General features: G+C 42.0%; 15 protein-coding genes. 12 read left to right on the top strand and 3 right to left on the bottom strand.

The genetic code is table 11. From position 1 onward, the window contains the following. Positions 1–139 precede the first annotated feature (139 nt). The 6 genes from AB8M93_RS13755 (at position 140) to serS (ending at position 8117) form a co-directional block, all read left to right on the top strand. On the top strand, positions 140–1084 hold the full coding sequence (locus AB8M93_RS13755) for a ribose-phosphate pyrophosphokinase (RefSeq protein WP_373058632.1): 945 nt from the start codon (positions 140–142) through the stop codon (positions 1082–1084). A 457-nt stretch (positions 1085–1541) separates the two neighbouring features. Next, complete coding sequence (locus AB8M93_RS13750) at positions 1542–2186, top strand: 50S ribosomal protein L25/general stress protein Ctc (RefSeq protein WP_373058630.1); 645 nt, start codon at positions 1542–1544, stop codon at positions 2184–2186. A gap of 322 nt (positions 2187–2508) precedes the next feature. Beyond that, entirely contained in the window at positions 2509–3135 is a 627-nt protein-coding gene (pth, locus tag AB8M93_RS13745; protein WP_373058628.1) for an aminoacyl-tRNA hydrolase, read from the top strand. Between the two features lie 8 nt (positions 3136–3143). Beyond that, positions 3144–4082 carry a bifunctional riboflavin kinase/FAD synthetase gene (locus tag AB8M93_RS13740; protein WP_373058626.1) on the top strand — a complete coding sequence of 313 codons (939 nt, stop codon included), beginning with the start codon at positions 3144–3146 and terminating at the stop codon, positions 4080–4082. Then, on the top strand, positions 4072–5403 hold the full coding sequence (locus AB8M93_RS13735) for an HTTM domain-containing protein (protein WP_373058624.1): 1332 nt from the start codon (positions 4072–4074) through the stop codon (positions 5401–5403). The genes AB8M93_RS13740 and AB8M93_RS13735 overlap by 11 nt, the downstream gene beginning before the upstream one ends. A gap of 1442 nt (positions 5404–6845) precedes the next feature. Continuing rightward, the gene (serS, locus tag AB8M93_RS13730) at positions 6846–8117 is read left to right on the top strand and encodes a serine--tRNA ligase (RefSeq protein WP_373058622.1); all 1272 of its coding nucleotides are present in this window, start codon (positions 6846–6848) and stop codon (positions 8115–8117) included. A 67-nt stretch (positions 8118–8184) separates the two neighbouring features. Here the strand turns inward: serS and AB8M93_RS13725 are convergent, their stop codons facing one another. Further along, positions 8185–8361: a hypothetical protein gene (locus tag AB8M93_RS13725; RefSeq protein WP_373058620.1), complete on the bottom strand. Its 177-nt coding sequence runs from the start codon at positions 8359–8361 to the stop codon at positions 8185–8187. Positions 8362–8532: 171 nt separating this feature from the next. Here AB8M93_RS13725 and AB8M93_RS13720 point away from each other — a divergent pair, with 171 nt between their 5' ends. The 6 genes from AB8M93_RS13720 to AB8M93_RS13695 all read left to right on the top strand — a co-directional run bounded on the left by AB8M93_RS13720 (position 8533) and on the right by AB8M93_RS13695 (position 14567). Further along, positions 8533–10317, top strand: a complete 1785-nt coding sequence (locus AB8M93_RS13720; protein ID WP_373058618.1) for a tetratricopeptide repeat protein — start codon at positions 8533–8535, stop codon at positions 10315–10317. A 71-nt stretch (positions 10318–10388) separates the two neighbouring features. Next, the gene (locus AB8M93_RS13715) at positions 10389–10697 is read left to right on the top strand and encodes a DUF4286 family protein (RefSeq protein WP_373058644.1); all 309 of its coding nucleotides are present in this window, start codon (positions 10389–10391) and stop codon (positions 10695–10697) included. A 37-nt stretch (positions 10698–10734) separates the two neighbouring features. Further along, positions 10735–11589, top strand: coding sequence for a 16S rRNA (adenine(1518)-N(6)/adenine(1519)-N(6))-dimethyltransferase RsmA (gene rsmA, locus AB8M93_RS13710; RefSeq protein WP_373058616.1), 855 nt, complete (start codon positions 10735–10737; stop codon positions 11587–11589). Next, complete coding sequence (mgtE, locus tag AB8M93_RS13705) at positions 11567–12919, top strand: magnesium transporter (protein ID WP_373058614.1); 1353 nt, start codon at positions 11567–11569, stop codon at positions 12917–12919. The genes rsmA and mgtE overlap by 23 nt, the downstream gene beginning before the upstream one ends. Before the next feature lie 259 nt (positions 12920–13178). Then, complete coding sequence (locus AB8M93_RS13700) at positions 13179–14165, top strand: 2-hydroxyacid dehydrogenase (RefSeq protein WP_373058612.1); 987 nt, start codon at positions 13179–13181, stop codon at positions 14163–14165. Between the two features lie 9 nt (positions 14166–14174). Next, positions 14175–14567, top strand: coding sequence for a VOC family protein (locus tag AB8M93_RS13695; protein WP_373058610.1), 393 nt, complete (start codon positions 14175–14177; stop codon positions 14565–14567). A gap of 44 nt (positions 14568–14611) precedes the next feature. Here AB8M93_RS13695 and AB8M93_RS13690 read toward each other — a convergent pair whose 3' ends face one another. Both AB8M93_RS13690 and AB8M93_RS13685 read right to left on the bottom strand, forming a co-directional pair. Beyond that, the gene (locus tag AB8M93_RS13690) at positions 14612–15262 is read right to left on the bottom strand and encodes an SDR family oxidoreductase (RefSeq protein ID WP_373058608.1); all 651 of its coding nucleotides are present in this window, start codon (positions 15260–15262) and stop codon (positions 14612–14614) included. Positions 15263–15356: 94 nt separating this feature from the next. Continuing rightward, positions 15357–17165 (bottom strand): GNAT family N-acyltransferase, encoded by a 1809-nt coding sequence (locus AB8M93_RS13685; RefSeq protein ID WP_373058606.1) that lies wholly within the window; start codon positions 17163–17165, stop codon positions 15357–15359. Positions 17166–17180: the final 15 nt, after the last annotated feature.

Here is a 17180-nt window from a genome sequence, read left to right as displayed (position 1 = left end):
CACTACTCACTACTCACTACTCACTACTCACTACTCACTACTCACTACTCACTACTCACTACTCACTACTCACTACTAAAATTTGCCTTCTGCGGGATATCAACTATATTTACGCTCGCATAATCACAACACAACTTCCATGGCCACCACTACTACAGCAGATGCTAAAATATTTAATTGCACCCAAAGCCGCGAACTCGCCGAAAAAATAGCCGCTGCCTACGGCAGTAAGCTTGGTAAGGTAATCACTTCCACCTACAGTGATGGCGAATTTCAGCCTTCCTTTGAAGAATCGGTTAGAGGGTCCAGGGTTTTTATCATAGGTTCCACTCATCCCGGAGCAGATCATCTTATGGAAATGCTGCTTATGCTGGATGCCGCCAAGAGGGCTTCTGCCAGGCATATCACCGCGGTAATGCCTTATTTTGGCTGGGCCAGGCAAGACAGGAAAGATAAACCCAGGGTGCCTATCGCGGCCAAAATGATAGCCAGTATCCTGGAAACTGCAGGCGCCACCCGTATTATTACCATGGATTTACACGCAGACCAGATCCAGGGCTTTTTTGAAAAACCCGTGGATCATCTCTTTGCCTCCACTGTTTTCCTGCCTTATCTCAGAAACCTGAATCTGGAGAATCTTACTATCGCATCCCCAGATATGGGAGGTTCTAAAAGAGCTTATGCCTATTCTAAAGCTTTGGAAAGTGACGTGGTGATTTGTTATAAACAACGCGCCAAAGCTAACGTGATCTCCCATATGGAACTAATTGGAAATGTGGAAGGGAAAAATGTAGTGCTGGTGGATGATATGGTAGACACTGCGGGTACTTTAACAAAGGCAGCCAATCTTATGATAGAAAGAGGGGCTTTAAGTGTGCGGGCAATCTGTACTCACCCTGTGCTCTCGGGAGAGGCTTATGAACGGGTTGAAAAATCTAAACTGCAGGAATTAATTGTTACCGATTCCATTCCTTTAAAAAAGGACAGCAGGAAAATAAAAGTGGTAAGCTGCGCCGATTTATTTGCCGATGTTATGAACCGTGTACATAGCAACCGTTCTATTAGTTCTAAATTTATAATGTAATTAGAAGTACGAGGTGCGAAGTTAGAAGTACGAAGTAGAGGTTTGAAGTAAGAAGTACTTAGTTTGAAGGAGAAAGAAGTTGCTCTGCAACCTGCTGTCTATTAAAACTTAGAAATAAGTTGAAAAGAAAGGTTTGCAGAAAACAAAGCTCCCCAACTTTTCAGGGAGAGCCGGCCCGAATGCCCCATGGGAAGAGTGGCCGCAGGCCGGGGTGGTTGTTTTTAAGTTAGATTATTTTTTCAGAAAGTAATTCAAAATTCAAATTTCATCATTGAAAATATTCATTTTTTGCCTAAAGCCTAAAGCCTAAAGCCTACAGCCTAACGCCTAAAGCCTAAAGCCTAAAGCCTAACGCCTACAGCCTACAGTCTCCGAACTCCGCAAGCCAAACTTTAAACTTTAAACTTTTTATAGAACCGAAAAAAGAATTACTTTTGCAGCCTAAAAATTATCAATAATGAAATCAATTACGATCAACGGATCTAAAAGAGAAAGCGTGGGCAAAAAGTCAACTAAAGCCCTACGTAATGCTGGACAGGTTCCTTGCGTATTGTACGGTGGAGGTCAGGAGCCTTTACACTTTGCTGCCGAGGAAATTGCATTCCAGAATTTAGTGTACACTCCAGACGTTCATACGGTGGAAATTAAACTGGCAGACGGGAAGAAGTATAATGCTGTTCTTCAGGATATACAGTTTCACCCGGTAACCGATGCCATCCTTCACATGGATTTCTATGAAATCTTTGAAGACACTCCAATTTCAATGGAAATCCCAATTCATACCGAAGGTATTCCACGCGGAGTTAAAAACGGAGGGGTTCTAAGATACAACCTTCGTCGTTTAAGAGTGAAAGGACTTCCGGGAGACCTTCCAGATTATATTGTGGCAGATGTTGCCAAGCTTAAAATTGGCCAGAAACTTTATGTGACTGCCGTAGAAAGCGACAAGTATAAAATTCAGCATCCCGATAATACGGTGATCTGCCAGGTGAGAACTTCACGTAACATTATCGCCCTTGATGAAGAGGAAGAAGATGAAGACGAAGTAGCAGCAGATGATGTACCGGCTACTGAAGTAGACGAAGCAGAAAACAAAGAATAGGCAACTATTTTTTTGAAATTATAGAGAGCATTCCTTTTTTCGGTCCTTCCGAAAATCGGGATGCTTTTTTAATTCATTAAAATTAAGGTAAAGAGGTAAGGAGTTAAAGAGAGAAGGGTTAAGTGAAGGAAGAGAAGTTAGCAGTTAGGTAATTGATCCGGTAAATGAAAGTTTTTAGTAGTGTACTCGAGGTTAAATGTAGCAGGGTAGAAGTTTTCTCGTAAGGCAATCCGTAACCTACAAAACTTCAAACAACAAACTCTGAACAAACACAGAAAGGCCGGAGAATTTTTTTAATTTTATCTTCCTAATAAAAAATCTCATGCTGTCTTTCTTCGGAAGAATATTAAACAGGAAAATACCAAAGGAGGAAATAGATCCAATGAAGAAATTTTTAATTGCCGGCCTCGGAAATATTGGGCCAAAATATGAGAATACCAGGCATAATATAGGATTCAAAATTTTGGATCAATTGGCTGTGCAGGAAGAAATCAGTTTTACCACAGACAGGCTGGGGGATATTGCGCAGTTCAAATTTAAAGGCCGTACTTTTATTTTGCTGAAACCTTCCACTTACATGAACCTTAGCGGGAAGGCGGTAAATTACTGGATGAATAAAGAAAAAATTAATCCTGAAAACCTGCTCGTGGTTACCGATGATCTTAACTTAGCCTTTGGGACTCTTCGGTTAAAAACCAAAGGGAGTGATGGCGGCCATAATGGATTAAAAGATATTCAAAATGTGCTGAATACCACTAAGTATAACCGGTTCCGCTTCGGCATAAGCGATGAGTTTTCCAAAGGGCAGCAGATAGATTATGTGCTGGGGGAGTGGACCGAAGAGGAAGAAAAAAAGCTGCCGGAAAGATTGAAGAAATCGGCAGAACTTATAAAATCTTTTGGCACTGCCGGGGTTTCAAATACAATGAATAATTTTAACGGAAAATAAAGCTGACTTTGAAAGAACACGAGGGAGCTAACGCGTTTAGCAGTGAATATTCCACCGCGGTAACCATAGGAACTTTTGACGGTGTACATGCCGGGCATCAAAAGATTATTGAAAGGTTGGTCAATTCGGCTAAAGCCGGTAATCTGGAGTCGGCTATTCTTACTTTTTTTCCCCATCCACGCATGGTGTTGCAAAAAGAAAGCGGCTTAAAACTCATCAATACCATTGCGGAGCGAAAACAATTCCTTGAAACCACAGGAGTAGATCATCTTATTATTCATCCTTTCACACAACAGTTTTCCCGGCTTTCCGCAAGGGAATTTGTGCGCGATATCCTGGTAAATAAGCTTAAGGCTAAAAAGGTAATTATCGGGTACGATCATCGTTTTGGCCGTAACCGCACGGCAAACATCGATGACCTTAAAAAATTTGGGGAAGAATTTCGCTTTGAAGTGGAAGAAATCAGCAAAGAAGAAGTAGAAGAGGTTGCGGTGAGTTCTACTAAAATAAGAAATGCCCTGGACGAGGGTAGGGTAGAAAAGGCCAATGCCTACCTAAAGCATCCTTTTACCTTAACAGGTACGGTAATTAAAGGCCGTGGCCTGGGAAAAGAATTTGAATATCCAACGGCCAACCTACAGGTTAAAGAAGACTATAAGCTGATTCCTAAAAATGGTGTTTACGTGGTAAAATCGCTTATAGACGGGAAAACTTTCTTCGGGATGATGAATATTGGCACCAATCCTACTGTGGGAGGGGAAGAGCAGACCATAGAAACTTATTTCTTTGATCTCAATGAGGATTTATATGGAAAGAAGCTGCAAATAGCGCTGCTGGTGCGTATTCGGGATGAAAAGAAATTTGATTCGGTAGAATCCCTGAAAATTGCCATGAAGCAGGACGAAGCTTTTTCCCGCCAATACCTTCGTGATAATTATGCTGAATAGGTGGCTTTTTAAGCATATAGATAACTCGGCCCTGGTGGTTTTCCGGGTCATGTTTGGCTTATTGATTACCGTGGAAGCCTGGGGCGCCATTTTCTCCGGCTGGGTACAGCGCACTCTTATAGATCCGCCGGAATTCACTTTCAATTTTATAGGTTTTGATTTCCTGCAGCCTTTGCCCGGCAACCTGATGCTCTGGTATTATGGCCTGATGGGGCTTTTTGGGGTTTTTGTGATGCTGGGCTTTAAGTATCGCTTCAGTATGTTTTGCTATGGCATAATGTGGTCCTGCGTTTATTTAATGCAGAAGACCTCGTATAACAATCACTATTATCTGCTCATGCTGCTGTGCATTATCATGTTGTTTCTTCCCGCGCACCGCTGGCTTTCCATAGATGCAAGGCAAAACCCGAAGATCAGGGAAATCTCCATGCCACGCTGGATCTGGCTGGTAATTGTAGCGCAGTTATGGATTGTGTACACCTATGCTTCAGTCGCCAAACTTTACCCGGACTGGCTGGACGGTACCATGCCGGCAATATTAATGAAGAGTAAAAGAAATTACTGGCTGGTGGGCGAGTTCCTTCAGCAGGAATGGATACGATACGCGATTACCTGGTTTGGGCTGTGTTTTGACCTGCTTATTATCCCGCTTTTATTATGGAGAAGGACGAGGCTGCCGGCTTTTTTACTGGCGATTTTTTTCCATCTTTTTAATAGTTTTATTTTTCATATCGGCATTTTTCCATACCTCTCGCTGGCCTTTATTATTTTCTTCTTTCCTACGGAAAAGGTTAACAAATGGTTTCTTCGGAAGAAAAAACCGCACTACGATAAAGGGGAAATTATACTACCTTCTTATCGCAAGCCCTTAATTGCAGTTTTGGCCTGTTGGTTTATAATCCAGATTTCGCTGCCTTTAAGGCACTGGTTTTTCCCTGATGACGTGCTGTGGACTGAAGAAGGGCACCGGCTAAGCTGGCGAATGATGTTGCGTTCCAAAGGCGGCCGCAGCCAGTTTAAAGTGGTGGAAAAAGGAACCACCGATACCATTTATGTGGGTAAGAACAATTTTCTAAGCCGTAAACAACAAAATTCCATCAATACAAAGCCAGATTTGCTCTGGCAGTTCGCGCAGTTCCTGGAGAAAAAATATGCTGAAGAAGGTAAGGAAGTAGAAGTCTATATAGATTCCAAAGTAAGCGTAAACGGTGGCCCTTACAAGCCTTTTATTGATCCAAAAGTAGATATGGCCAAAGCTAAATGGAACCACTTCACTCACAATAGTTGGATATTACCTTCTGAACCTGATAAGGAAGATTAGTTAGTGTTTAATTATTGTACAAAATGTTCCTCCCCTTTTCAAGGGGAGGTGCCGAAGGCGGAGGGGTGATATTTTTAAAACAATCAGCGGGAGCATCAACGAAACATCACTGTTCCTCTCTTTAAGGAGAGGTCCCGAAGAATGGGGTAATTATAGCGCCAGTGTCAACGTAGAAAAATGTTTCTCCCCTTTTTAAAAGGAGGCCCTGAAGAACCGCGGCAGCATCAATTAGGAGTAAAATGGTCCTTGTTTTTAAGAGAAGGTCCCGAAGAACGGGGTAATTATAGCGCCAGTGTCAACGTAGAAAAATGTTCTTCCCCTTTTTAAAAGGAGGTCCGGAGAACCGTAGTAGCTTCAAAGGGGAGTAAATGTTCCTTGTTTTTTTAAGAGAAGGTCCAGAAGAATGGGGTAATTATAGCGCCAGCGTCAACGTAGAAAAATGTTCCTCCCCTTTTTAAAAGGAGGCCCTGAAGAACCGCGGCAGCATCAATAAGGAGTAAATGTTCCTTTTTTTAAGAGAAGGTCCCGAAGAATGGGGTAATTATAGCGCCAGTGTCAACGTAGAAAAGTGTTCCTCCCCTTTTTAAAAGGAGGTCCGGAGAACCGCGGCAGCATCAATAAGGAGTGAATGTTCCTTTTTTTAAGAGAAGGTCCCGAAGAATGGGGTAATTATAGCGCCAGTGCCAACGTAGAAAAGTGTTCCTCCCCTTTTTTCAAAGGAGGTCCGGAGAACCGTAGTAGCTTCAAAGGGGAGTGAATGTTCCTTGTTTTTTTAAGAAAAGGTCCCGAAGAATGGGGTAATTATAGCGCCAGCGTCAATGTAGAAAAATGTTCCTCCCCTTTTTAAAGGAGGTCCGGAGAACCGTAGTAGCTTCAAAGGGGAGTGAATGTTCCTTGTTTTCTTAAGAGAAGGTCCCGAAGAACTGGGCATTATAGCGCCAGCGTCAACGTAGAAAAGTGTTCCTCCCCTTTTCAAGGGGAGGTGCCGAAGGCGGAGGGGTGATATTTTTAAAACAATCAGCGGGAGCATCAACGAAACATCACTGTTCCTCTCTTTAAGAGAAGGTCCCGAAGAACGGGGTAATTATAGTGCTAGTGTCAACGTAGAAAAGTGTTCCTCCCCTTTTTAAAAGGAGGTCCGGAGAACCGCGGCAGCATCAATAAGGAGTAAATGTTCCTTTTTTTAAGAGAAGGTCCAGAAGAATGGGGTAATTATAGCGCCAGCGTCAACGTAGAAAAATGTTCCTCCCCTTTTTTTAAGGGGAGGTGCCGAAGGCGGAGGGGTCTTTTCAGTATTAAATGAAAATCCATCTAACATGCTTCAAGGATACTAATTGATTTTTCCCTTACAATCCAAACATTCTTTCCCTGCAAAATAGCAGCTCTTTTGTTACATTTGCCCTTCAAAAATATTAACCCGGTATTTTAAATAATTTGGACCTATGTTACAAGTAAGCAACATTCGTGAGCATAAAGAAGCTTATATTCAGGCTTTGAAAAAGAGGAATTTCGACGCGCAGCAGATTTTTGATGAAATCCTTCAGCTGGATGAAATGCGCCGCTCCACCCAAACCAAACTTGATAATACCCTGGCCGAGTCCAATAAGCTTTCCAAGGAAATCGGGCAGTTATTTAAAAACGGGGAAAAACAAAAGGCCAATCTTTTAAAGGAAAAAACCGGGAGGCTTAAGGAAAATTCAAAAAATTATTCTGAATTGCTGGCCAATACCATCGTGGAAATGGAAAAGCATTTATATACCATTCCAAATATTCCGCATGAAAAAGTACCTGCGGGCGCTTCAGAAGAAGACAATGAAGAAGTTTATAAAGAAGGGGAAATACCTAAGCTAGCTGAAGGTGCATTACCTCACTGGGAGCTGGCCAAGAAATATGATATTATAGATTTTGAGCTGGGGAATAAAATCACCGGCGCCGGTTTTCCGGTTTATAAAGGAAAAGGTGCCAGGTTACAGCGTGCGCTAATTACTTATTTTCTTGATAAAGCGGTGGAAGCCGGTTATATCGAATTCCAGTTGCCGCTAATGGTTAATGAGGCTTCAGGTTACGGGACTGGCCAGCTGCCAGATAAGGAAGGCCAAATGTACCACATCACGGCAGACGATTTTTATATGATCCCCACGGCAGAAGTACCTATAACCAATATGTACCGCGATAATCTTTTAGCCGAAAAGGACTTTCCCATCACCTGTACCGGCTATACGCCCTGTTTTAGAAGAGAGGCCGGTTCCTACGGCGCCCATGTGCGCGGACTCAACCGTTTGCACCAGTTTGATAAAGTGGAGCTGGTACGTATTGAAAAACCTGAAAATTCCTATGCTGCTTTAGACGGAATGGTGGAGCACGTAAAAACTTTGCTGAAGGAACTCCAATTGCCTTACCGTATTTTAAGGCTTTGCGGGGGAGACCTTGGTTTTACTTCAGCGATGACTTATGATTTTGAGGTATTTTCTACCGCCCAGGATCGCTGGCTGGAAATAAGTTCGGTTTCCAATTTTGAAACCTTCCAGGCCAATCGGTTAAAATTGCGTTATAAAGATGCTGAAAATAACAAGCAGCTCGTACATACCTTGAACGGAAGTGCACTCGCCCTGCCGCGGGTTCTGGCAGGAATTCTGGAAAATTACCAAACCCCTGAAGGAATCAAAATTCCGGAAGTGCTTGTTCCCTATACAGGATTTGAGATGATTAATTAAGATAAAAAGTAAAAAGGAGGGATTCATTTTGTTGAAATCCTCCTTTTTAGGTCTAAGCTGAAAAAACCTAATCTTCTTTCCTGTCCGGGTTATTCGCTTTCTTTTTCCTTTTTTCTTCCTTTTCTCCCTCCGCTTTTTTTGCTTTGAGCACTTCCTCATTAAAATGCACGCCATCACTATGCTGGTCGTTTAAAATTACCTCGTCCCGGTTTTCGTCTTTCTTCTTGTTGCTGTTTGGATTCATCTTTTTCTTTTAAAGATAAATATTTTGTTTAATGACTTAGTGTGAATATTAAACATTATAATGATTTTAACGAACTGAAAAGTGATAAAAATGAGGTGTTCCCGCAGGAATCTTAAAAATGTATTGGCTTGATTCATACTAAAGAACATTGCAAATTATTATCTTTACCTCATGCGTTTTATACTTAGCATTTGTTTTTTTATAGCCGCTAATTTTTCCCTGCTGGCGCAGTCGGAGCAATTGGCCAGGAACTTTTTTGAGCAGGGGGAATTTGAAAAAGCGCTGAAAATTTACAGGCAGTTACTCGATAAAAATCCTTCTAATCCCGTGATTTTCGATAGGGTGGTTTCTTCTTATCAGCAACTGGAAAATTTTGAAAAGGCGGAGAGCCTGTTGTATGAAAAATTGCAGAATACAGCCAACAACCCGGCAATTCTTATAGATCTTGGGCATAATTTTGAACTGAAAGGAAATCAGGAAAAATCAGCGCAATTTTATGAGGAAGCTTTAGAAGTGATTGAAGCACGTCCTAATTACGCCTATTCCATAGCCCGCAGTTTTGAAAAATATAATCTTCTGGAATATGCCGCCCGGGCTTATGAAAGGTCCATGGAGTTAAATCCCGAACAAAATTACAACCTGCAGCTGGCCAGGATTTATGGGGAGCAGGGTGAAACAGAAGCCATGTTTAGCAATTACCTGGATTTAATTGAAGCCGATCCGCAGTTGTTTAGCATTGCCAGCAGGGAGTTTAGCCGGTATGTTTCTGAGGATGCCACTTCAGAAGCCAACCTGATTTTTCGTAAATTGTTATTGAAGAAACTGCAGGAGAATCCCGGCCTGCTTTATAACCAGATGCTCAGCTGGCTTTTTATTCAGCAAAAAGAATATGGGAAAGCTTTTTCCCAAGAAAAGGCGATTTACCGCCGCGGGAATGGCGGTTTGCAGGGCATTATTAATCTTGCCATTATCGCCAGGGAGAATGGGGATCCCGAGACTTCAAAAGAAATTATCGCTTATGTTATTGAAGAGGCCCCTTCAGAAAACCTGGTGCTTAGGGCAAATCAGCTGCTTTTAAACCTGGAACTTGAAACCGCTTCAAAAAAGGAATATGAGGAGATCGATCAAAAATTCCAGGATTTGCTCCTGCGTTTTGGGTATGGCGTAAATACCCTTTCCCTGCAGCTGGATTATGCTAATTTTCTGGCTTTTAAAAAAAATGAAAACGAAAAGGCAGCTGCTTTGCTAAAAGAACTGGAACAAAAAGTCAATTCTGAATTTGACAAAGCCCAGGTAAAAATGGCGCTGGCTGATATCCTGGTGATGGAAGAAAAGTTTAATGAAGCGCTAATCTATTATTCCCAAATCCAGAAGCTGGTTAAAAATGACGAATTTTCGCAGAACGCCCGCTTCAAGGTTGCCAAAACCAGTTATTATAAAGGTGATTTTGACTGGGCGAAAACCCAGCTGGATGTTTTAAAATCTTCCACCTCGCAGCTTATCGCCAATGACGCTATGGAATTAAGCCTTCTTATTGAAGATAATTCAACTGAAGATTCTACCCAGGCCGCCCTAAAGCAATATGCAAAAGCAGATTTACTGGCTTTTCAGCAGAAGGATTCCGAAGCTATAAAAGTACTGCAGGAGATATTAAGTGCTCATAAAGGGGAAAAAATTGAAGATGAGGTCCTGCTGAAACTTGCCAAACTCCACGAGAAAAATAAAGAATACCGCCAGGCAGAATCTAATTACCTGCAAATTATTAATGAATATAACGATGATATTCTGGCCGATAATGCCAATTTCTTCCTGGCAGAATTGTATGCTAATTATTTAAATGAACCTGAAAAGGCAAAAAATTACTACGAGCAGATTATTTTTAATTTCGCCGACAGTATCTATTTTGTAGATGCCCGTAAAAATTTCCGAAGCCTGCGGGGCGATGACATTGAATAATGCGTCCGAATTACGTTTGGGTGCCTGAAAGAAATCTTCTGCTTAACTTTGGGGCAGCAAAACAAGAAACCATGTATATCTACAACGTAACTGCAAATGTTCAGGAAGGAATTCACGAAGAATGGCTGGAATGGATGAAAAAGGAACATATCCCTGCAATGCTCGCCACCAAAAAGTTCAAAAAAGCTTTAATGACGCGGGTAATGGTGCAGGAACCCATGGGTGGTATCACCTATTCTGTACAGTATACTGCCGAAAGCAGGGAAATGCTTCAGAAATATTATGAGCAAAACGCTGAAGAACTTCGCCAAAAATCCTCGGTTTTCGGAGAAAAGGTGGTAAGTTTCAGGACAGAGCTGGAAGTGATAAGCGAGCAGTAATTTCTTAATCCCTTCAGTAGAAAGGAAAACAGGTTACATGAAGAAAAAAAAGAAAAGTTTTTCCAAAAAGGGAAAATGGGAGAAAAGTGCGCAACAGGAGGAAGGAGCCGTAAAAGCAAAAAAACATCTGGGCCAGCACTTTTTAACCGATGAAAGTATAGCTGAAAAAATTGCCGGCACGCTTGGTTATTCCGGGTATTCCAAAGTATTGGAAATAGGGCCGGGCATGGGAGTATTAACAAAATACCTCCTTAAAAAGGATGCCGAGGTTCATGTAGTGGAAATTGACACCGAAAGTGTGGCCTATCTCCATGAAAATTATCCCAATCTTCACGGCCGCATCCACGAACAGGATTTTTTGAAATATAATTTTTCAGAAATTTTTAAAGAAGAACAATATGCCGTAACTGGCAATTTTCCCTATAATATTTCTTCACAGATCGTTTTTAAAGTTTTGGAAAACCGCCACCTGGTCCCTGAATTTTCCGGAATGTTTCAAAAAGAGGTCGCTCAGCGAATTTGTGAAAAAGAAGGAAATAAAACCTACGGCATCCTCTCTGTGCTTACCCAGGCTTTCTATGAGGCAGAATATCTTTTTACCGTGCCGCCTTCGGTATTTAATCCGCCACCCAAAGTAGACAGCGGGGTGTTGCGGTTAAGGCGAAAGGAAAATATCAAATTAGCCTGTGAGGAACGCCTTTTTTTTAGAATCGTGAAAACCGCTTTCGGGCAACGCCGTAAAACGTTAAGGAATAGTTTAAAAAGCTTCAATTTGCCAGATAATGTACGCGAAGATACTATCTTTGGGCAAAGGCCGGAGCAGTTAAGTACAGAGGCTTTTATTGAATTGACCTTAAAAATTCAGCCGTATGCAATTTCAAATCAGCGATGAATTAATTGAAAAAATAAAATACCTTATCGAGAACCACAACGATGAGGAATTGCTGTTGCATCTTGAAGACGTGCACCACGCTGATATTGCTGAAATTCTTACGGAACTGGACCTGGAACAGGCCACTTACCTGGTAAAGGTACTGGACAGCCAGAAAACGGCGGAAGCTCTTATGGAGCTGGACACCGGCGTAAGGGAACGCATCCTGGAAACCTTATCTTCCCGGGAAATTGCCGATGAGCTGCAGGAAATGGATACCGATGATGCGGCAGATATCATTTCTGAACTTCCATTGGAACGCCAGCAAAACGTAATTGCAGAAATTAACGATGAGGAACATGCAGATCATATCGTGGAATTATTGCGATATGACGAAGATTCCGCAGGGGGCTTAATGGCGAAGGAACTGGTAAAGGTCAACGAAAACTGGAGCGTTACCGGCTGTATGACCGAGATGCGCAAACAGGCCGAAAATGTGACCCGCGTACATTCCATTTATGTGGTGGACAATAAAGATAAACTCAAGGGCCGGCTTTCCCTAAAAGACCTGCTTACCGCTCCCAGCAATGCCAATATCAGCGATGTGTATATTCCGCAGGTAGATTATGTAAGCGTGCATACCGATGGCGAGGAAGTGGCCCGGGTAATGCAAAAATATGACCTGGAAGCTATTCCTGTGGTAGATGAAATGGGCCGCCTGGTGGGTAGGGTAACTATTGATGATATTGTTGATTTTATAAGGGAAGAGGCAGAAAGGGATTACCAGATGGCCGCAGGTATTTCTGAAGATGTGGAAGCCGATTCTAATATCTTCAAGCAAACCCGCGCCCGGCTGCCATGGCTGCTTATTGGTATGTTTGGGGGCCTGGGTGCAGCGAGTATAATTTCAGGATTTTCCACTATAATGCAGCTGTTTCCAAAATTGCTCATTTTTGTGCCGCTTATCCAGGCTACGGCTGGTAATGTTGGGGTGCAGTCCAGTGCGATTGTAGTGCAGGGGCTTGCCAACGGCAGCCTTAAAGGGCATATCTGGGGCCGGCTTGCCAAAGAAGCCTCCCTGGCGCTGGTGAACGGGATTTCTATTGCGCTCATTGTTTTTGCCATTAGCACGTATTTCTTCGGAACTTCTTATACCGAATCTGTGAGTATTGGCATTGCCCTTATTTCGGTTATTCTTCTGGCAGCGTTAATTGGCACTTTTATTCCTATTATTCTGGATAAGAACAATATTGATCCTGCTGTGGCTACCGGCCCTTTTATTACTACCAGTAATGATGTTTTCGGGATTTTGACCTATTTTCTCATAGCAAAAGCGATCCTGGGGTTTTAGTTCGGGTGATTAGCTTCATTTTTTTGGTTTCATTTGTTAACTTTGTGTCATTCGATGCATTCGTTGAACATGAAAACTATAAGCTTTCAGCAACAAATTTCAAAAATAGCGGTTTTCGCTGTCTCCTTTATTACATTTTTTCGTTCACGTTTTATTCCGGTTTTTGAAGATTTTATTTCAGAAGCTGGGAATTTGATGTTTTATCACGGATGCACATCAAATTAACCAAATCAATATTTATTAAAAATAAATTCAGAAAATGATCATTTTACACGCAGATACCAATCACCCTACTTTAATGAAACAACTGGCTGCGGCCGGACACCATAATATTGAAGGATACGAGCAAAGCCGGGAAGAAACCCTTCAAAATCAGCATTTATATGATGGTATTGTGATTAGAAGCCGTTATACTATTGACAAAGAATTTATAGATGCCGCCCCAAATTTAAAATTTATCGCCCGGGTGGGGGCCGGCCTGGAAAACATAGATGTGCCTTATGCTGAAAAAAACGGGATCACGCTTTTCTCTGCTCCTGAAGGCAACAGGAATGCCGTGGGAGAACATAGCCTGGGAATGTTGCTTTCCCTTTTTAATAAGCTGAATAAAGCCGATAAGGAAGTGAAGGAAGGGCTCTGGCACAGGGAAGAGAACCGCGGGATAGAACTGGATGGCAGGACGGTGGGAATTATTGGTTATGGAAATATGGGAAAAGCTTTCGCGAGAAAATTGCGTGGTTTTGATGCCGAAGTTTTGTGCTACGACATAAAGGAAAATGTGGGGGATGAAAATGCAAAGCAGGTAAGCCTTGAGGAATTTTGTGAAAAGGCAGATGTGGTGAGCCTGCACACCCCGTGGACGGAAGAAACCCATCAAATGATCAATAAAGATTTTATAGCAAAATTTAAAAAGCCGTTCTGGTTTATCAATACCGCCCGCGGCAAAAACGTGGTAACGGCAGATCTTGTAGCCGCTCTTAAAGATGGCCGGGTGCTGGGTGCCGGCCTGGATGTGCTGGAATATGAAAAATCTTCTTTTGAAAGCCTTTTTTCTAATAAAGAGAAAGTCGCCATAAGCGCTGCGGAACCCTTGCCGGAAGCCATGCGGGAATTAATGTTTTTGCCAAATGTAATCCTGAGCCCCCATGTTGCAGGGTGGACGGTAGAATCTCATGAACGCCTTGCCAGTGTTATCGCCTCTAAAATTATAGATAAATATGGGCGGGGAGAAAGAGATAATCATTAAATTAATAAGATGAAAAAAAGAGTGACCGGAATTGGCGGGATTTTCTTTAAGTCTAAAGACCCCGCAGCAACTAAAAACTGGTATTCCAAACATCTGGGCCTAAATACCGATCAATGGGGTTCCACCTTTTGGTGGAAAGATGCTGAAGGTAAGGACTGTTCCACGCAATGGAGTCCTATGGGTGAGGATACCCAATACTATAAACCTTCAGAAAAGCCATTTATGATAAATTACAGGGTGGAGAACCTGGAGGAACTTCTGGAAACTCTTAAAGCTGAAGGGGTAGAGGTTGTAGGAGAAATGGAGTCTCACAGCTACGGGAAATTTGGCTGGGTTATGGATCCCGAAGGCAATAAAATTGAATTATGGCAGCCAATAGATAAAGCCTTTCTTGAGCAATAAAAAATAAAACCTCACAAGTTTCAGTACCTGTGAGGTTTTTGTTCTTATCCTAATCTGCTTAGTTCAATAATGGCAGATTTAATAGACTGTTCTCCTTCCAAAGCTTCAAAAGACATGTTTTTTGCCAGGGGATCTGCAAGGCACATTACCAGGAGAAATGCTACATCATCACGGGAAATTTCACCACGCTCATTAAGCTTTTCAGCTACCTTTACTTTGGCCAGCCCCATATCATCTGTTAGCGAGCCGGGTTGTACAATGGTAAAGGGAATGCCGCTCTCCCTTAAATGGTCATCGGCCGCTTTCTTGGCTTTTAAATAATGCTCAAGATCTTTACTTTGTTCAGGCTTATCGGTGCCCATGGCGCTAAGCATAATAAACTTTTTCACCCTGGCGTTTTTAGCAGCGTCAATAAGTTTAATTGCCCCATTTTGATCTACCGCGGTGGTTTTTTCAGGGCCGGTTTTACTTCCGGAACCCGCGGCAAAAATAACTTTATCTATGCCCTGCATGGTATGGTCCAGCTCTCCTTCAAGATCGGCCAGGATGCTTTCCACTCCCATGTCTTCAAAAATCTGCCGCTGCTCTTCTTTTCTAATTAAAGCCACAGGGGAAAAATTTTCTGTGCTGTTCAGGATTTCAATAACTCTTTTACCTGTGTGGCCGGTAGCCCCGGCTATAAGAATATTTTCCATAATTGATCTCTTTTTTGAGTTTTTCTAAGATAATAATGAATTACAGGCTTTCCTAAATGAAAATACGTAATAACAAGAAATTAACGGCATTTTATCAACCTGGATGTGCGCTGTGATTTCCTGCTTCAAGTTCTCTCTGCAATTCTTCCAGTACAGGTTTAACGGTACTTTCCGGAAGGTCCGCAATGCGAATGTACATCAATCCATCTATGGCATTGTTAAAGAGGGGATCCACATTAAAAGCCACCACTTTCGCGTTCTGTTTGATATATTTTTTTATAAGAACCGGCAGGCGAAGGCTTTCCGGTTCAATTTCATCAATAATCTTATCGAATTTGTTTAGATCGGCCTGGCTGGCATCAAACACAAAATCTTTATCCCCGTCTTTCAGCTTTACTTTAAATTCTTTTTTCGGTCTTACATATTGTGCTACGTAAGGATCGTAATAATGGGATTTCATAAATTCAATCATCAGCGATTTGGAGAAATTTGAGAATTTATTGCTGATACTTACCCCTCCAATAAGATAATTATGCTCGGGAAAACGCAAAGTGCAATGCACAATGCCCTTCCAAAGCAAAAAGAGCGGCATTGGTTTTTGCTGGTATTCTTTTATGATAAAAGCACGGCCCATTTCTATGGATTCGCTCATCATTTTATGCAGTTCCGGTTCAAACCTAAACAGGTCCTGAAGGTAAAACCCGGTGATGCCATAATTTTTATAGATTTCAGCGCCCATACCCATGCGGTATGCCCCGGCAATTTTTTTAGCCTCATTGTCCCACAGAAAAAGATGGTAATAATATTCATCAAAATTATCAAGGTCTGTGGGATTATTGGTGCCTTCTCCAATAGCTCTAAAAGTGATCTCCCGTAAACGGCCAATTTCGTTAAGGATGTTGGGAATAACTTCCTTTTTTGCCAGGAAAACTTCATAATTTTTGCTTTCCAGCAGCCGCTTATCCATTCTTCTGCAAGCCTCAATTTCGGCTTCCATTAAAGATTCGTTTGTTTCCAAGGCAATTTTCTTGGGTACTTTTGGCAGTTTCAGGCTCTTTGGGATCTTTTCGAAAATGTTCTTTTTTTCAAAAACATTGGCCAGCATATAGGTTTTTCGGCGTAAAAATGCGGTAAAAGCCTCCAGGTTCTCGTGCCGTGCCTGTTCTTCTACAGCAATTGGGTTGCCAATTCTTACCTTTATTTTTCTCTTTTTCTGAGAAAGCATTTCACTGGGCAGTTTGGCGGTTCTCAAAATATCGCTCATAGAAGCCAGCCTGTAGAAAAAGGTGCTGTTTTTGGCATGAAAATAAACTGGGATTACCGGGACTTTTGCCTTCTGAATAATTTTCATGGCTGCCGGCTCCCAGGGCTTGTCCACTATCATTTTGTGATCCCGGTAGGTGGAAACTTCTCCCGCCGGGAAAATTCCCAAAGGAAAACCTTCATTTAGGTGTGCGAAGGCAGCTTTTATTCCGCTTAAACTTGATTTGGCTTCTTTATGATTTTCAAAAGGATTCACCGGCATAATATAAGGCCGCAACGGGTCCAGTCTTTGCAGCAGGAAATTGGCGATAATCTTATAATCTTTGCGCTGCTTAAGCATTATTTTCATCAGGATCATCCCGTCTATTCCTCCAAGGGGATGATTGGAAATGGTGATAAAAGGCCCTTTGGCCGGAATGCGCTTCAGGTCTTTTTCAGGAATTTCAAAATCTATTTCAAAACCTTTCAGAATAGAATCTATAAAATCTATTCCCTCAAGATTTTTCCTTTTTTCGTACTCTTTGTTCAGCCGCGAAAGTTTGGTGGTTTGCAGGATCATCCAGCCCATAGAGGTGCCTGCAAAGCCAAATTTTTGAAGATTCATTACTTTGGCAACTTCCTTTGCGCTTACTATTCCCATGGTTGAGGTTTATAC

This window comes from Autumnicola aciditolerans, assembly GCF_041679265.1.
GTDB lineage: Bacteria > Bacteroidota > Bacteroidia > Flavobacteriales > Flavobacteriaceae > Autumnicola.
The sequence above is the reverse complement of the archived record's forward strand: the minus strand, read 5'-3'. Positions and strand labels throughout refer to the sequence as shown.